Below are 15,919 nucleotides of genomic sequence, written 5' to 3'. Positions count from 1 at the left end.
GAAGAATACTTGATTAAGAAAAATGGATAAATCGACATGGGACACCAAATTTGGCGTCATTGCTGTGGGTGGCGCTGGAAGTAACGTTCTTACAGACAACGCCAAATCGTTACCCTATATTCATCGCACCATTGCTATTGATACCGACCCTACGGCTTTACATGATGCAGTAGCGGACATAAAACTTTTAGTTGGCGCTAATCAAGCTAACCAAACTATTCCAAACACGACACTATCCATTACCAACATACATCAAATTATTGATGCTGTAAGTGATCTTGATATAGTGTTTATTGTTGCTGGAATGGGGGGCGTAACTGGAACGAGCATTTCATCCAACATTGCTGAAATTCTACAAAATCACAATATTGCTGGGCTAGCAGTTGCCATTATGCCTTTCAATTTTGAAGGCGAAAAACATAAAGAGATAGCATTAAATGGCGTCAAAACGCTCACTCCTCATGTTAATGGTGTTTTCCAAATATCCAATGAGACATTTGCGAACACAGCAGATAAAAATCACCGTACTGTACCTCTGCTTAAGCATGCATCTTTAGCCTTTGCTCAATTTTATCAATGCATCATAAATACCAGTGAAAAGCCTGGTATCGTCGGTATTGATTTCGCGGATGTGGCTAGTTTCATGAGCAACGATGGGAATACTGCTTTTGGATATGGATCAGCAACGGGAGAGAATAGTATCGAAACAGCAATACAACGAGCAATTGATCATCCACTGCTCACTCAACGTCAATTACCACTCGCCTCAAGCGCACTGATTGCTTTTGAAATAAACAACCAGAATCATCCCATCATGCCAATAATCTGTCATGGTTTTAACGTCTTTCGAACGCAACTTCCACCAGATACGGTCATGTTTTGGTGTGCGATATTTAATCCAGAAATCAATCATGATTTCAGAGTAACAATCATGTTAAGTGGTATTTCAGATGAGAATTGAGGCTATTATCTGCAAATTAAATGAAACACTATAGCTAATAAATGACTCGGATATAAATCTTAGGATTCGTAACGCATTTAATACGACACAAAATGTCGCATGTGTGCCTGATCATTACCCAAAACTTATCAAGGACACGATTATGAAACTCGATATTCAAAAAAATAAATCAACCTTTACTGACAACTTAAATAAAGAGCTAAAGCATTTATGGCTCTTACGTATCATTCTAAAACTTGAAGCGCATAAAAGGTTTTTGAATGAACATGCATTTAGATTTGATGATATAGCACGTGAACTAGGTTTGGACAATTACGTTGATAATCCACGTGCATACAACCGCGATTTAATTCTGACTGAGCTACGTCAAAATTTAGCCACCATTGAGAAGCATCCACCCCAAGCAAAATCGGAATCACGGCTATGGGAAAACCTTGGCATGCTAGGTCAAGCACTTAAACTGAATGATATTGAAATTCTGATTCTCTTTTTTGCCATCGCTGTTAAAACCGAAGATCATTTTGAAGAAGCTATTGATTCTATGGGTAACCTAAATATAGCGTCCATAGAAAAAATATTCAGCATCTGCCTTGGAATTGGAATAACTGATGTCCGGACAGCTCTCTCTGAATCAGGCACCCTATTTCGTACAGGTATCCTGTGGCTTGATATGGACAGTGTTTATACCTTTTCAAACACAGTAGTCATCATGCACGGTTTAACAACTGAACTCATGCGTGAACAGAATGAGCCTTTGAGTTTATTCCATAACCACATCGTCCCATCTTTTAAAGCCAAACTGGGTGCAGAGCATTATTCCCATCTTACCGAAGACACCGCAACCATCAAGCACTATCTTGGCGCTGCCGGACAAGCAAAAAACACAGGGATAAATATACTTATTTATGGTGCTCCTGGCAGTGGAAAAACCGAGTACGCACGAATGATAGCTGAAGTTACAGGACATCATCTATACGAGATAGCCACCGAAACTCGCCAAGCTAAAGCGCTGGAAGGATCAGAACGGTTTCGCGCGTTCAGATTAGCGCAAACCATCCTGGAACGGCGTCATGACACGCTGATCCTGTTCGATGAAATCGAGGATGTGTTCAAAGAGTCACTTAGTAAATCAGGTAAAAGAGACAATCAAAGTGGCACTAAAGCATGGGTAAATCGATTATTGGAAACCAACCCAGTGCCCTCCTTCTGGCTTACCAACAACTTGCCGCAACTGGATCCCGCTGTCGTACGTAGGTTTGACTACATACTGGAAATGAATGCACCTCCCCGCAGTGTTCGTGCTCGTATGCTTGATGATTATTTAATTGACCTACCAGTTTCCACGCACTGGAAACGTCAAATGTCAGAACATGAAAATTTGGTGCCCGCCGTCATTGAACGAGCAGCAAAAGTTGTACGACACATTAAACATACCATTCCAACACAGGATATGGATAAGGTTATTTCTAAGGTGATGGGCAATACCTTGGAAGCACTTTATCTACCCCGTATGCCTAAGGCATCATTAGGCATGGATACCAACTATCGCCTAGGAATTCTCAATGCTGACTGCAATGTAGGAGAGATTTGCGATAACTTGGTAACGGAAAAACGAGGCCGCTTGTGTTTGTACGGTCCGCCGGGTACAGGAAAATCTGCATTCGGCCGATATATTGCTGACCGTATGGATCGTCCTCTGCTCATCAAGCGTGCATCTGACATACTCTCACCATTTCTTGGTGAAGCTGAGATAAACATGGCGAAAATGTTCCGAGAAGCCGAAATCGAAAATGCCGTGTTGCTACTAGATGAGGCTGACACCTATCTGCAAGATCGGAAAAATGCCCAGCGTTCATGGGAAATCAGTGAAGTAAACGAGATGCTCACGCAAATGGAAAGTTTTGATGGTGTATTTATTGCCTCAACCAACCTCATGAGTAGCCTGGATCCAGCCGCTTTAAGACGTTTTGATTTAAAGTTGCGATTTGATTATCTGAAGCCAGAACAAGCCTGGCTTATGTTTACTGACACTATAGCCAAACTAGGCTTGCCGCTCGATGAATCATTACAAAAATCAGTAGCTGCACTCGCTATGCTGACACCTGGTGACTTCGCTACGGTTAGTAGACAGGCTCGGCTGCGTAAAATTACTGATGACGCTGATTTGCTAAGTCGGTTAACGGATGAATGCGCCCTTAAGCCAGATGCAAATAAACGCGCTATTGGCTTTTCATCTTACTGAATAAAAAATTGCAAATGTTGCTATCCACAATCGCACAGTAACAATCAAAGCTAGTTGTATATGAGGGTTAAAAACTAATCTTCAAATAAATGCACTAGGTTGTTAAATTGCGCCGCAGATTGACCCATCTTTAGCATATTAGTCTGACCCACCAAATTTGATAACTGACCATTTGGCACAACGGGTTATATTTCTTGAGGCGGATCAATATTTAATGCAAACATTTAGACAAAGCAGCTCAATTCGGCATGCAATTTAACAAACCTGACTTAATGCATATTTTTCAACTTCCGAAACGTTTTTGAGTAATAATTTACACCATGACTGTTTCACGCGAAAAACTTTATGAAGAAATCTGGGCTGAACCCATAACAAGTGTAGCAAAACGTTATGGGGTGTCAGACAGTTTTTTGGTGCGCATTTGCAAACGTCTAAATGTGCCACGCCCGCCTATGGGTTATTGGGCTAAACGTGCCGCAGGCAAAACGTCACCCAAAGCCTTACTTCCTGACTCTAAGCCTGGTGATGAGGTTGAATGGTCTCGTGACGGCATGACCAACAGAGCTCCCAATCCCATGCCTAAGGCCCCTGAAAACAACCAATCAAGGCGAATTAGGCAACGTAAAAGCAGACCTTCTAAACATAGGTTGATAGCTGATGCGCCGCAGCATTTCAAAGATGTTCCCCAAACAGACAATGGATATCTAAAGTGGACCCCGATTTCTGGACAATGAATTAAGATGGTAACCTGCTGTAAAAAGGAGCGGGTTGTGAGTGAAACAAATCGTAAGCATTTTTCGGGTGAGTTTAAAGCCAAGGTTGCAGTGGAAGCGATTCGTGGTGTCAAGACGGTTAACGAAATAGGTCAGGAATTTGGCGTGCATCCGACCCAGGTTGGATTGTGGAAGAAAGAGTTGCAAGAACAAGCTGCTGGCTTGTTTAATGCCAAACGCGGCCCGAAGCCAGTGGATCTCTCTGCTAGTCCAGAGCGACTGTATTCCGAGATTGGCAGACTCAAAATGGAATTGGACTGGCTTAAAAAAAAGTCCGGGATCAACCCATAGCACTGCGCAAGCAGTGGATTAGCCAATGCACATCTTTAGCACTCAGTCAGCAGTGTGCATTGGCGGGTGTGGCGCGATCCAGCGTTTATGCGCCCAGATTGATCAAAGCCACTGACGAACAAGAATTGGCATTGCTGACGTTGATAGACACAGAATACACACGGCATCCATTTTATGGCAGCCGCAAGATTAGGCATTACCTGAGTAGCATAGGACACCACATCAATCGCAAACGAGTGCAACGATTAATGCGCACACTGGGGTTAGCTGGCATGGCGCCAGGACCGAACACCAGTCGTGCGCACCCGCAGCATAAGATTTATCCTTACCTGCTCAGAGGTGTCGCAGTGACCCGTCCCAATCAGGTGTGGAGTACGGATATCACTTACCTGCGCCTGCCACGAGGATTCGTGTATTTGGTGGCAGTGATAGATTGGTACTCGCGCAAAGTGCTGGCATGGCGATTATCGAATACGATGGACAGTGGCTTCTGTGTGGACTGTCTGGAACAGGCACTACAGTCGCACGGCATACCTGAGTTATTTAACACTGATCAGGGCAGTCAGTTCACCAGTGACGCGTTTACGGGTGCACTCAAGGAAAACGGCATTACGATTAGCATGGATGGTCGCGGACGGGCATTGGATAACATCTTTGTGGAACGGCTCTGGCGTAGCGTCAAGCACGAAGACGTATATTTGAAAGGCTATGCTACATTACCAGCACTGCTGCTAGGATTGACGGAATACTTTGTGTTTTATAACGCTGAACGTATCCATCAGTCACTGGGTTATAAAACACCAGACGAGGTTTATCGAACAGCCAGTGGCGGTGGTGCCAGCATCGTGGACAAGTTCACTACGTCAGGAAAAGCGTTGTTAGAAAAAGATCGAAAACCAGAAACAAAACCGGGGCAGCGCCGTGCAGCTGCATATGAAAGGTTACCCTCTTAAACTCGACGTATTATTGTCTTGACGGAGGGGTCCACTTTAATCTAATACCCGCAAAAAGGCTTTTACTTGATTTAATTGTTTCTGACAAGACACTCTCCCATGCTCTAAACATTACAAACGAACTATTTTTACTGCTAGAAGATTTTGGCCATCATGTCGTCATCGCTACACAAAGCCGTCACTTTCAAAGAGAAACTTTTGATGAACGTGAACAAATCCAGAATGGAAATCGTCATACCAATTTATGGAGTCCGAGACATCCCACAGTAGTTTATATTGGCACGGTTGCAATTGGGCTGACCATTTTCGAGACGAGTGAAGAAGTTGAGTATCATTACGTCAATAGTGAATATATTCGTGTAGATGAGTTACCTAATCGCAAAATAAAGCCAAATCTGTTTATTCAACCTTTGACAACTAAGCGTGACACCCCTAGTGGACGTCTATGTGTGCAAGCCTATTCTCCTTATACCGGTACATCTTGGAAACATGAATGGCGAGAGTCTAAATCTAGCGACTTCCCAGGTCAGTTTTTATCAATTGTTAAAGCGCTAGAGCAAGAAGCTTCAAATATCGTCAATTTAGTAGAAGAGGATGAGCGCCAAGCTAAAATCCGACACGACGAATGGGAAATTCAGCAACAAAAATGGTGTCGTGAAGAGGATGAGAAAAAACGAATCAAGAATGTTAAAGATAGTAAAAATGAGCTCCTTAGCATCATTGAGACCTGGGCTGATACTAAACGAATTGATGAGTTTTTTAAGGACGTGGAGCTTCGTGCACAAGATTTATCTGAAAAGAACCGGCATACTATTGAGCATCGTTTGATGGAGGCTCGAGAGTTATTAGGCACTTTAGATGCTCTAGAACGATTTAAAACGTGGAAATCACCAATGAATCGTGAGTAAATACATGTGCCTAAAATAACTCAGACTATATTTTCAAGAGAAATTTTTACAGAAAGTTAATCGGACATAAAATCAACTTCATTCGTTTCGCAGAGCTCCTAGATGGAAATTCTTCACCAGATACAGTAAGTTCGAATGATGTCCAGCATGGCAAAACTATAGTGCGCAAGCAAGTCAGACGTGCAGAAATGCTGCCTTATTTTGCCAACCCTTGACGCTCACTTAAAATTGACCAGCCAATATTACAACGTTGAACATATTGCATCTTGTAGGCAAGTCTATAGTCAAACTACTAACCATCGCTGATATTGATGAAATTACTGCTGCACAACAACGGCCTACCCAGGAAAGCGTCTATCTGTTGCATAATACAAATCATACTAAGCCACTACCACTTCATTTATGGAAAATAACCAAACTGTTCACCCTGTAGGCTGGGGGGATGACCTCTTGTCTGAATTCCAAGCTATAGCCTATCAAAACGAATTGGCAACCTTTGCTAACGCACCCCAATGGCAAAAGGCTCTTCTCGACGTAGCAACAGTTTTCAATAAATGCTCTTCGTATGCAATTAACAAAGTTCTTAAAACAGATGAACCATCCGCAATATTGTTGTTTTTATCAGCAAATAATCAATACCTCGCTTCGGCTCGATCCGTTTCGGCTGGGCATTGCTTACCAGCATATCCGACTGGACGTGCTACTGTTGAGTTTGCTCTCTATGGTTGGTACCTATCAATTAACGAACAAGCCACGATTCACTGGAACAACAAGCCAATAGATAAAGAGTTACGAAAAAAGTGGAACTATGAGTTTAGCTTTTCACCATTGACGAAAAAACTTAGCGAAATAAATGATGGACTAGCTAACTGGGCTAGATATCTTCATCAAACTGCTATTGATTTTGGAGCGCATCCTAACAAAGATGCACTCTATTCAAATATGGCACTTGAGTATGATGAGTATGACAAGGATAGAGTAAGCACCATTAAAATAGTTACTCTTCATCCACTGAATCTGGTTTCAATCAATGCAATGAAATTTACGGTCGAGACAGGAATGATTGCCATTCGCCTGTTTGCGCTTAGTTTTCCAGATGGGTTAAAGACACTTAACCTTGATCAAGACATTGCCAGACTGACTGAGAATTTGCACAATCTTCAACTAAACACCAAGTTTAAATAGCTACAAGGCATGTGAAAAACAATAAAACTCAAAAATATGCACATTGACCAGCCGCATTGAGACTTTTACATCATCACAGCCACCGCATAACTACTTCTTGTTGCCCGCTGGACAACGATTCTATAGTGCGAATTTCCTGTTTAAAATAATTCATTTCAGCCAGAATCGCAGCGAGACTAGACGCATCAGGTGATAAACAATAATTGATCGTGGGCTCAAAATTGAGACATTTTTGCAAAGCGGCCACGATATGCGCACTGCTTACTTGCAACATTTTTCAAGGGCACAAAAATTAATACTAAATCCACAAGCATCATTCATATTCACGAGGCTTTTTTGATTTTCATCTTTTCAAATTTATCCTTATATTCTTTTACCTTGTCTTTCATCACAGCGCCCAATGGTTGGGTGTTGATAATGATTTTTTGCAAACGCACGGTATCTAACTCTGCTTTACCTTCCACAAATGCGCTTTCGATCGCATCTTTAACAACGGATTCGATGTCAGCACCCGAATAATCCATGGTATCTTTCGCAAGTTGCCCAAGGTCGGTATGTTCATTGAGTTTGCCGCGTTTTTTAAGATGCAGGCTGAAAATGTCTTTACGCTCAATCTCGTTAGGGAAATCTACATAAAAAATCTCATCAAAACGGCCTTTACGTAACAATTCAGGTGGTAAAGCCGATATGTCATTGGCTGTGGCGATGACAAATACCTGGCTGGTTTTTTCCTGCATCCAAGTTAAGAAATAACCAAACATTCGTGTCGCTACTTCTGATCCAGCTCCTTGACTGCCGATGCCGACAAATGCCTTTTCGACTTCATCAACCCATAGCACGCATGGGCTAACCGCTTCCGCCACTTTTAACGCGCGGCGCATATTACCTTCGCTTTCACCTACATATTTACCCATCATGGAACCCATATCCAGCTTGAGCAAAGGTAGCTTAAATAAGCTCGCAGTCGCTTTAGCCGTGAGTGATTTGCCACAACCAGGCATACCCACAACCATAATTCCCTTTGGTGTTTCTACACCGAATTTACGTGCATCAGACCAGTTCGCTAATATCTTTTCTTTTTGTCTTAGCCAGGTTTTAAGATTCTTCAAACCACCGATACTCGCCAGACTTTCTTTAGTCTTAATCAATTCCAGCGCACCATTTTTTTGGATAATCTGCGCTTTTTCATCATGAATTAGCTCTATATGCTGACGACCAATCTCCCCCTCAGTTTGATAACTACGCTTGAGCAATTGCTTAATCTCGTAATGTGTAAGCCCTTGGAATGACGTGGCCAATTGACTAATCGTTTCCTCGTCAATACACACATCAAGCATGAGTGCCTCATCTTCAATTAAGCCACGAATGCTTATTTCGTCAGGCAATGGCAAATCGAATAATGTGGTAAATTTCTCCAACTCAACAGGAATATAAACCTGAGTAGCCACTAAGAAAATAGTGATATGCGTATGCGCTCGTCCTAGCACTTGCATCACCAAGGCTTTAAGCCTAGCCACGGCAATCGCGTTATCACGCAAACCTAAATGCACATCCCGAATCACTATAATCTGCTGTTCAAAATCTTGTTCCAGCATCCACAATAAAGCGGCAGATAAATCTTTATATTCATCCTCCATATAGGGTTGCTTAGTCGCGAAGTTAACCAAACCCAGTGCCATATTCCATTCGGTGATTTTTCGACCTTCAGTCAGTGCGCAGATGATGTCGTCAGCCACAGCATCTTCAGATGTCACCAAATAAAGCATGGGATAACGGGATTCGACATAACTACGGATATGATTGATTATTTGTATTGATGCTGATGTCGTCATTTCATTGCCCCTTTTTATGCCTCAATATTTTTCAACATATTTTTTACTTCATTAACATATTCCTCTGTTGCTGTTTTTGTATCAAATCGTTTACGATATTCATATCTGGTATTTGAGTTTGAAGTAATGAATACACTCCATTTTTCAAAATCCCCACCGCCATAAGACAATGTATCAAGTTTTTCCACTATATAGTTTGTATCAGTTAACTCATCATAAAGTTTTAAAACTGCTATTCCAGCAGGCGACACAACGTCTATACGGTCAAAATAACTATTTTTATTTATCATAATTTAACATACCATGAGCGAAGCATTCGCTTCGAAAGCGGCTCTTCTTCCTGGAGCATGGGTTCTTTAATGTTTGAAAACATAAATTTAGCTTTCTCCATTAATCTGGCTGCATTCGCTCTTATCCCCTCTCTTTCAATTTTTGCCTGTCTTAGAGCCGTAGTCATTTTATTTATGGCGATCTCTTTGAGACTTTCACCCGACTCGCCGTCGAAGATATCGCGCCCTTTCATATACTCTACATAATTGGCTAATTTTTTTTCAAGTTCATTTACATTTTGCTCTGCTAAATTGACTTTTACTGCCATTTCCGTGGCTTCCATCAATGCTGTTTTCACTTCCTCGGCATCCTCAGTGTCTAGCACGTCTAAACCAAGAAAATAGTTTTCTATGTATCCAATTGAACCAGTTAGCTTCATTTCAGCCAAGTTAGCATCATATGGCAGCACGACATTAGTTAAGTCAGCAAATGATAAATCCGCTCTAAACAAGTTAATCATCCCTGAAAAATGCGCTGCTTTCAAAACAGATGCATTCAAATTGGCTTGTGTAAAATTCACGTTAGTAAATTGAGTTCCTGTAAAATTGACCTCATTTAAGCAAGATTCAGTAAAATCCGCACCATGCAGAATGGCATCGTTAAATATTGCTTTTTCAAGATTGGCTTGGATAAAGCAAACTCCAGCTTCTGCTTTTAAAGAGTTCAAAGTCGCATTTGACAAATTAGCAGACGTAAAGTCTGCCTGACTCACTATAGTTCCAGTTAAATTAGCACCCTTCAAATTAGAATGGCTCAGATTTGCTCCTGACAAGTCGGCACCTGCTAAATTAGCACCTGCTAAATTAGCATGTCGCAAATCCTCACCAATAAAACGACGACCACTCATATCCTGACCGCTCCAATCTATCCCTGACTTTGTAATGATTATCGTATCTTCTTCAACTTCAACTGTCGGTGTAACAGGTGTGATTTGAGGAGCGGCTCTATCATCCAACAAAAACCGCAATACTTCTTCATCATCATCCAGATCCAGTGCACGACAAATATTGCCGAGTTGTTGTAATTCACTACTGTCTTTGGCTATGGCTTCGATGGCAAGTGCCTGATCTAGCATATCCCGCGATTTGAACCATTTAGCTAATCGCCCTGATTGAAAAATAGGCAAAATATCGGCACTGAAGTTATCTTGCAATTCTTCAACACTGGTTATTTTTACGCCCTTCATTTGAAGGTCAAATTTAATCATTTTCATAATTTTTCCTCTAACTTAAAAATTGATATATCAACCATTGGTCACAACCAATTCATTGGATTAATTGCCCTGCTCACGTTTTTCACGCCTTCATACACCGCCGAAACAGTGCTACCAATCGCTTTCACGGCTGTTTTGACGATGTTTTTACCGCCTTCATAAACCGCTTCACCTATTTTGCTGCCAGCCATGCCTGCCGCTATACCACCAACAATGCCACCAACAATCGTTCCTGCTGGACCAAATACCGTGCCATATGCTGCGCCAAGCATCGCGCCTTGAGCGGCACTAGCCATGCTGATTGCCAGGCTGGTAGTGGTTTTTCCCATTGCATCAGCAGCTTCTTCCCCTGTCATTTCACCTTTTGCAAATTTGAATAAGACTTTTGCATTTTCCATACCCAGATATGCCATAGACGCAAGGCGACCAGCGGGTGAGTTCTTTAACACAGCCCCTAGCCACCCATTCTTTGCAGAAACAACAATCGCACCCGAAACAGCAACCTGTACGCCAACATGCGCGGCACTTTTAACCGAACTCTGAAAAAAATCTTGTAAATCGGCACTGAGTGGTGGGTTCTTCTTGCCCAGTAAGTCGTTCCATATACGCCGTCCGAATACACGAACGCCATGAAACCCCGCTGTGAGTGCCGCGCCTACGAGCGCTTGCTTACCAATTTGCTTGGCGATCTCCGTGCGTGAAACATCATTCCATTCGTAGGTTTTACTTTCCTCATGTCGCTGCGCCTTGTCCTGTAACTCTTTGGCTTCAGCCTTGGTTAAAGGCTTGGATTGCACGCCGTCATGCTCTATCTTGTCGGTTGCACCATTGATATCATTAACCTGATCAGCAGGCACTAATTTGCGCTGACCACGATAATCGCCTTTTTCCCATAAATCTTGTGTCGCATCGGCATGTTGCCCATATTTTGCTTGATAACGTTTAACCAATTGCCCTTTCTCGTCATAGATACCTATGTCCATAGAGTTTTTGCCATAGGCTGTGCCATCAGGCACCAAGGCTTTAGCACGGTAAGAACTGCCTTGCGCGGCGGCTTCTAAATTAAATGTATCAACATGGTGTTGTTCAGCAATAAAACCGTCTAGATTAAGTGCCTGGCTGATATTTGCATCTTTAGTAAATATAGTGCGGGCCATATCAGTATTGGCTTGTCCTATTGTCGCTTCTATTTGTCCTGCATATCGCCCAACATTAACAACACCCGCTGCTTTTGCACCTTGCTCAATATGACTCGCCACCCAACTTGCCTGGCTTTTGCCATAGTCTAGGTGTTCGTACAGCGAAGATTTGGATTCATTGTTACTTTTGACTGTTGCAATAATTTCTTTAGCGGTTTCCTCGATTTCAGCGTCATCACTCCAAATGTCTTTGTGTTGCTTAAATTCAGTTACTAGCCATAAATCTAGCGCCATGGTAGTTTTATGCTTTTCGTAAGAAGATACGAAATCAATAATTAAGCTGCCTGTTTTTTCTATCTGTTGATCTTGATTAAGCTCGTCATTAAGCTTATCCGCTTGTTCTTGCTGATACTCTTCTTCAGTTAGCACAGCTAGTTCTCTCTCATGCATTTGTCCCATGACACTTCCTTTCTGATTTTAATAAAACCTACTCACCCCATACCCAATGCTTAACAACGTCTTTATTTAAAACAACAATTTGCTGCACCTTAGCGTCTGGGTGTTCTCTACTAGGCTCTAAGTGCATTAATTTTAAGAAGTACCCAACCAAAGCACCCCTCATTTGAACTGTGATCTGATCGTCACACATACCATAATCATCAACTATAACTGTCTTGTGATTATCTGATAAATTTGGATGCGGGCCGATGACAATGGGCACCTGTGTATGCCACTCGGTATCATTTGTATCATCGATACCGACCTCATCTATTAACGTAGGCACGTTCTTAATACGAGCTAACACAAAATCTCGGTATGCTTGATGATGTTCACTATAAGCACGAATATGCCAACGATATCCGCTATATACCAAAGTATGTGGGGATATTATGCGTTCTTGCGAGTCAGCTTGAGTAAGTGACTGATACAAAATCTTAACTTTACGGTGGTTGTATGCCGCATTACTTATCAATCTAAAAATAGTTAGATCAATTTCGCGATCCAATGGGTTAATTGCACTCGCGTGTGGTTGATAAGCCGTTAGTGAAAGTACAGGAGGGTTAGGTGTATGTGGAGTGTGAAAGATGCTTAGCAATTCTGATGTTTTGCCTGTTAGTAACAGCGGCATAAACCCATCACTTATTTCATAGTATTTTGCTGATTTGTTATATCGTAAGTTGTTTGGACGCAATAACTGATATCCCTGAAAATCTTTGGATGCCTGCGCACGACTAATACTGAACATTTCCATAAGGGATGTAATACGAACCCATCCCACCATGAGCAGGGTGGTTTCTAATAATATGAGGCGTTGGCGTACATCCCATTTCATCTGGACCGTCGTTGCTTTGTCAGTGACATTGTTCATAACATAAAACCTTCATGAGTTGATATGTCCAGTTTACACTTAACATTATATATGTCAACTAAGTAGACATATATTTTTATTGTATATATTTTTAAGAAACCGACATTCAAGTCTGTTGCACAGATAGCCCCATGGTATGACTGGTATTGAAGGTGGAGCGGTCATTAGTGCAGGGTGCCGCAACCGGTCAAAGCGGCCATTTTCCTCTATGTTTTTCAAGTATCGTTGATGTCCATTTTGGCCGACGAGAAAACAATCAAGTTGCTCAGCCTTAGCTTCCGCTTAGGGTAGATCAGGCATTAACATTCTAAAATAACACTATATAAATGGAGCCATTGTTGTAATGAGGGATCGATTGTTAAATTGCGCCGCGGATTGACCTATCCTTTGTATTTTAGTCTGACCCACCAAATTTGATAATTGGTCATGTAGCACGACAGGTTGCATTTCTTGAGTCGGGTCAATATTTAATGCAAACATTCAGACAAAGTAGCTCAATTTGGAATGCAATTTAACATCGTATGTCCATGGCGATTATTTTAATTTTTGCACATATCTTCGAGCAGGGTGCTGATTTTATCCGATCAATGTACAACGAGCATCATTGTGTTTAAATGCTCATTATTCGGTGAGCATCAACAATATTGATGCATGTGCGGATGGCTGACTTATAGATAACTTACTACACTCTCAATTTGAGAAATTCGTAGAAATGTAATTAGCCAGAAAGGAACTTGTGCTAAATTGTTGAAAATCAGCAAAAATAATTAGTAAATTACATCAGGGGATAGTATGGATTTACAAACAGAAGCATTCAAAGAACAATCTAAACTTATTACCTCGCCAGTTAATCTCATCTGGGCAAGTATTGGACTTGGTGCGTTATTAGCACTAGCTGACAAAGTAGCTGGCAATGTATCAGCTGACCATTTCATGTCAAACATTGTGCTTTACGGCATTATCTGCATTTTTCCATACAAAATTAGCCAAGGCAGTAATGCCGCCCGTTATATGCTTGCTGTAATTACAGCGCTAAGCATTCTTGTAATGCTGGGTGGCGTTGCTCCCCAACTCACTAAAGTAGAAGAATTTGCAGGTGTTATAACAACAGCGATGCAAGTTTTCGCTCTTTATAAACTCTTCACTGAACCTGCTAATTCATCGTTCAAGAGGACTAAAAGTAATTAATGTACTTTAAGCGAAGTCACTAATTCTGGAATGTACTGGTGGGTGTTGCGACGCTAGGGTAACCCCCTTTTTTAAATGTGCTTATTTGCACCTAGGTGGGGGAAACCCACTCAAATTGTCCCAATTTGTCCCATTTCAGGGAAAAAAAGGGAATTACAATATAACATATTGAATAATATATGTTTTTATAATATCGTTTCCCCCTCCTAAGGGGAGGGTCACACGTTCGATTCGTGTCGAGGGCACCAGATATCATAACCTATAAAATCAAATTTATAGGTTACCAGCAGGTGAGGCATTAGGAAAAGAGTTAGACGAACTAATTGCCAGCCACATCAAACAATGTAATCCAATGCTGCACAGGAATAGCTGACTGACTTGCCAGATGGAGCTGACACCCCACATTGGCAGTGACAATTAAGGATGGTTGTCCACTGTTCAAAGCGGTTAGTTTTTGTTGCAAGAGTTGCTGTGACAGTGTGGGCTGCAAAATCGAATAAGTCCCTGCAGAGCCACAACACAAATGCGCATCAGGTACGCTGGTCAAAATAAAACCAGCGCGACGCATCAGCTGTTCCAGACTACCCGGCAGTTTCTGACCATGTTGCAACGTGCACGGTGCATGCACCGCAATTGGCTCATGCTGATACGGTTGTAGTGACGACAAATCTTCTTGCAGCAGCACTTCTACCAGATCACGCGTCATTGCTGATACGCGCTGGGCTTTTTCGGCATAGTCAGGATCATTACGTAACAAGTGTCCATAATCTTTGACCATGACGCCACAACCGCTGGCAGTCATCACCAAGGTTTCGGCTCCCGCCACGATATGTGGCCACCAGGCATCGATATTACGCCGTGCAAAATCAAGTGCTTCCTGCTCTGCATTCAGATGATGGCTTAACGCACCACAGCAACCTGCTGTGCTGATTTCCAGCAGACTCACGCCCAGCTTATCCAGCACACGAGCGGCAGCTGCATTGGTAAGCGGCGTAGCTGCAGGCTGCGCGCAGCCTTGCAACACCAGCATTTTCCGTTCATGACGTGGCGCTGGCCACTGTCCGGCATTTTGTGCAGCAGGCATCTTGCGTTGCAATGCCGCTGGGAGTAACGGACTGACCAAACGACCTAGCTTGAGTAAAGCACCGAAGCGCTGACGATATGGGATCACTGCACGCAACGTGCCACGCAACAATTTTTCACGCCAGGTACGGCCTACTTGCTGCTCAACCACCGCACGACCGATATCAACCAGATGCCCGTACTGCACGCCAGATGGGCAAGTCGATTCGCAGGAACGGCAAGTTAAACAACGATCCAGATGCAGCTGCGTCTTGGCAGTCGCAGGCTGGCCTTCCAACACCTGCTTGATCAAATAGATGCGACCACGCGGACCATCCAGTTCATCGCTCTGGATTTGATAGGTTGGACAGGTCGCGGTACAGAATCCGCAATGCACGCAGCTACGCAAAATCGCATCAGCTTCCTGCCCTAGCGGTGTGTTTTTGAATTGTTCAGCCAGATTAGTTTGCATG

At 42.5% G+C, this 15,919-nt stretch carries 12 protein-coding genes and 1 pseudogene; 7 read left to right on the top strand and 6 right to left on the bottom strand.

All coding sequences use genetic code 11. From position 1 onward, the window contains the following. Window positions 1–22: 22 nt before the first annotated feature. The 6 genes and pseudogenes from SFSGTM_RS05325 to SFSGTM_RS05300 all read left to right on the top strand — a co-directional run bounded on the left by SFSGTM_RS05325 (window position 23) and on the right by SFSGTM_RS05300 (window position 7,313). Complete coding sequence (locus tag SFSGTM_RS05325; protein ID WP_162084279.1) at window positions 23–961, top strand: FtsZ/tubulin family protein; 939 nt, start codon at window positions 23–25, stop codon at window positions 959–961. A 142-nt stretch (window positions 962–1,103) separates the two neighbouring features. Beyond that, window positions 1,104–3,203 (top strand): AAA family ATPase, encoded by a 2,100-nt coding sequence (locus tag SFSGTM_RS05320; RefSeq protein ID WP_162084278.1) that lies wholly within the window; start codon window positions 1,104–1,106, stop codon window positions 3,201–3,203. Between the two features lie 320 nt (window positions 3,204–3,523). Continuing rightward, window positions 3,524–3,937 (top strand): RWP-RK domain-containing protein, encoded by a 414-nt coding sequence (locus SFSGTM_RS05315; RefSeq protein ID WP_162083355.1) that lies wholly within the window; start codon window positions 3,524–3,526, stop codon window positions 3,935–3,937. A gap of 6 nt (window positions 3,938–3,943) precedes the next feature. After that, window positions 3,944–5,124 (top strand): annotated as a pseudogene (locus SFSGTM_RS05310) (IS3 family transposase); the annotation flags it as partial. A 545-nt stretch (window positions 5,125–5,669) separates the two neighbouring features. Continuing rightward, window positions 5,670–6,128, top strand: coding sequence for a hypothetical protein (locus tag SFSGTM_RS05305; protein ID WP_162084277.1), 459 nt, complete (start codon window positions 5,670–5,672; stop codon window positions 6,126–6,128). Window positions 6,129–6,530: 402 nt separating this feature from the next. After that, window positions 6,531–7,313 carry a hypothetical protein gene (locus tag SFSGTM_RS05300; protein ID WP_162084276.1) on the top strand — a complete coding sequence of 261 codons (783 nt, stop codon included), beginning with the start codon at window positions 6,531–6,533 and terminating at the stop codon, window positions 7,311–7,313. A gap of 323 nt (window positions 7,314–7,636) precedes the next feature. Here the strand turns inward: SFSGTM_RS05300 and SFSGTM_RS05295 are convergent, their stop codons facing one another. The 5 genes from SFSGTM_RS05295 to SFSGTM_RS05275 are packed head-to-tail and all read right to left on the bottom strand — an operon-like array spanning window position 7,637 to window position 13,196. Beyond that, complete coding sequence (locus tag SFSGTM_RS05295) at window positions 7,637–9,145, bottom strand: AAA family ATPase (protein WP_162084275.1); 1,509 nt, start codon at window positions 9,143–9,145, stop codon at window positions 7,637–7,639. A gap of 14 nt (window positions 9,146–9,159) precedes the next feature. Continuing rightward, window positions 9,160–9,435 carry a hypothetical protein gene (locus tag SFSGTM_RS05290; protein WP_162084274.1) on the bottom strand — a complete coding sequence of 92 codons (276 nt, stop codon included), beginning with the start codon at window positions 9,433–9,435 and terminating at the stop codon, window positions 9,160–9,162. Continuing rightward, window positions 9,432–10,688 (bottom strand): pentapeptide repeat-containing protein, encoded by a 1,257-nt coding sequence (locus tag SFSGTM_RS05285; RefSeq protein WP_162084273.1) that lies wholly within the window; start codon window positions 10,686–10,688, stop codon window positions 9,432–9,434. Before SFSGTM_RS05285 ends, SFSGTM_RS05290 begins: the two co-directional genes overlap by 4 nt. Window positions 10,689–10,729: 41 nt before the next feature. Continuing rightward, on the bottom strand, window positions 10,730–12,286 hold the full coding sequence (locus SFSGTM_RS05280) for a hypothetical protein (protein ID WP_162084272.1): 1,557 nt from the start codon (window positions 12,284–12,286) through the stop codon (window positions 10,730–10,732). Window positions 12,287–12,314: 28 nt separating this feature from the next. After that, a complete protein-coding gene (locus SFSGTM_RS05275; protein ID WP_162084271.1) occupies window positions 12,315–13,196 on the bottom strand; it encodes a helix-turn-helix transcriptional regulator in 882 nt (293 codons plus the stop codon). Window positions 13,197–13,988: 792 nt separating this feature from the next. On the opposite strand from SFSGTM_RS05275, the gene SFSGTM_RS05270 reads away from it, so the two are divergent. Continuing rightward, the gene (locus SFSGTM_RS05270; RefSeq protein ID WP_162084270.1) at window positions 13,989–14,384 is read left to right on the top strand and encodes a hypothetical protein; all 396 of its coding nucleotides are present in this window, start codon (window positions 13,989–13,991) and stop codon (window positions 14,382–14,384) included. 319 nt (window positions 14,385–14,703) lie between these two features. Here SFSGTM_RS05270 and glcF read toward each other — a convergent pair whose 3' ends face one another. Continuing rightward, window positions 14,704–15,918, bottom strand: coding sequence for a glycolate oxidase subunit GlcF (gene glcF, locus SFSGTM_RS05265; RefSeq protein ID WP_162084269.1), 1,215 nt, complete (start codon window positions 15,916–15,918; stop codon window positions 14,704–14,706). Window position 15,919: the final 1 nt, after the last annotated feature.

Source organism: Sulfuriferula nivalis (genome assembly GCF_009937995.1).
GTDB classification, from domain to species: Bacteria; Pseudomonadota; Gammaproteobacteria; order Burkholderiales; family Sulfuriferulaceae; genus Sulfuriferula; species Sulfuriferula nivalis.
This window is presented reverse-complemented; position numbering and strand designations above follow the sequence as displayed.

Bases quoted from the DNA above. Each gene is read 5' to 3' on its own strand.
- SFSGTM_RS05285 (WP_162084273.1), bottom strand. From the start codon at position 10,688: ATGAAAATGATTAAATTTGACCTTCAAATGAAGGGCGTAAAAATAACC.
- SFSGTM_RS05300 (WP_162084276.1), top strand. From the start codon at position 6,531: ATGGAAAATAACCAAACTGTTCACCCTGTAGGCTGGGGGGATGACCTC.
- SFSGTM_RS05275 (WP_162084271.1), bottom strand. From the start codon at position 13,196: ATGAACAATGTCACTGACAAAGCAACGACGGTCCAGATGAAATGGGAT.
- SFSGTM_RS05290 (WP_162084274.1), bottom strand. From the start codon at position 9,435: ATGATAAATAAAAATAGTTATTTTGACCGTATAGACGTTGTGTCGCCT.
- SFSGTM_RS05295 (WP_162084275.1), bottom strand. From the start codon at position 9,145: ATGACGACATCAGCATCAATACAAATAATCAATCATATCCGTAGTTAT.
- SFSGTM_RS05325 (WP_162084279.1), top strand. From the start codon at position 23: ATGGATAAATCGACATGGGACACCAAATTTGGCGTCATTGCTGTGGGT.
- SFSGTM_RS05315 (WP_162083355.1), top strand. From the start codon at position 3,524: ATGACTGTTTCACGCGAAAAACTTTATGAAGAAATCTGGGCTGAACCC.
- glcF (WP_162084269.1), bottom strand. From the start codon at position 15,918: ATGCAAACTAATCTGGCTGAACAATTCAAAAACACACCGCTAGGGCAG.
- SFSGTM_RS05280 (WP_162084272.1), bottom strand. From the start codon at position 12,286: ATGGGACAAATGCATGAGAGAGAACTAGCTGTGCTAACTGAAGAAGAG.
- SFSGTM_RS05270 (WP_162084270.1), top strand. From the start codon at position 13,989: ATGGATTTACAAACAGAAGCATTCAAAGAACAATCTAAACTTATTACC.
- SFSGTM_RS05320 (WP_162084278.1), top strand. From the start codon at position 1,104: ATGAAACTCGATATTCAAAAAAATAAATCAACCTTTACTGACAACTTA.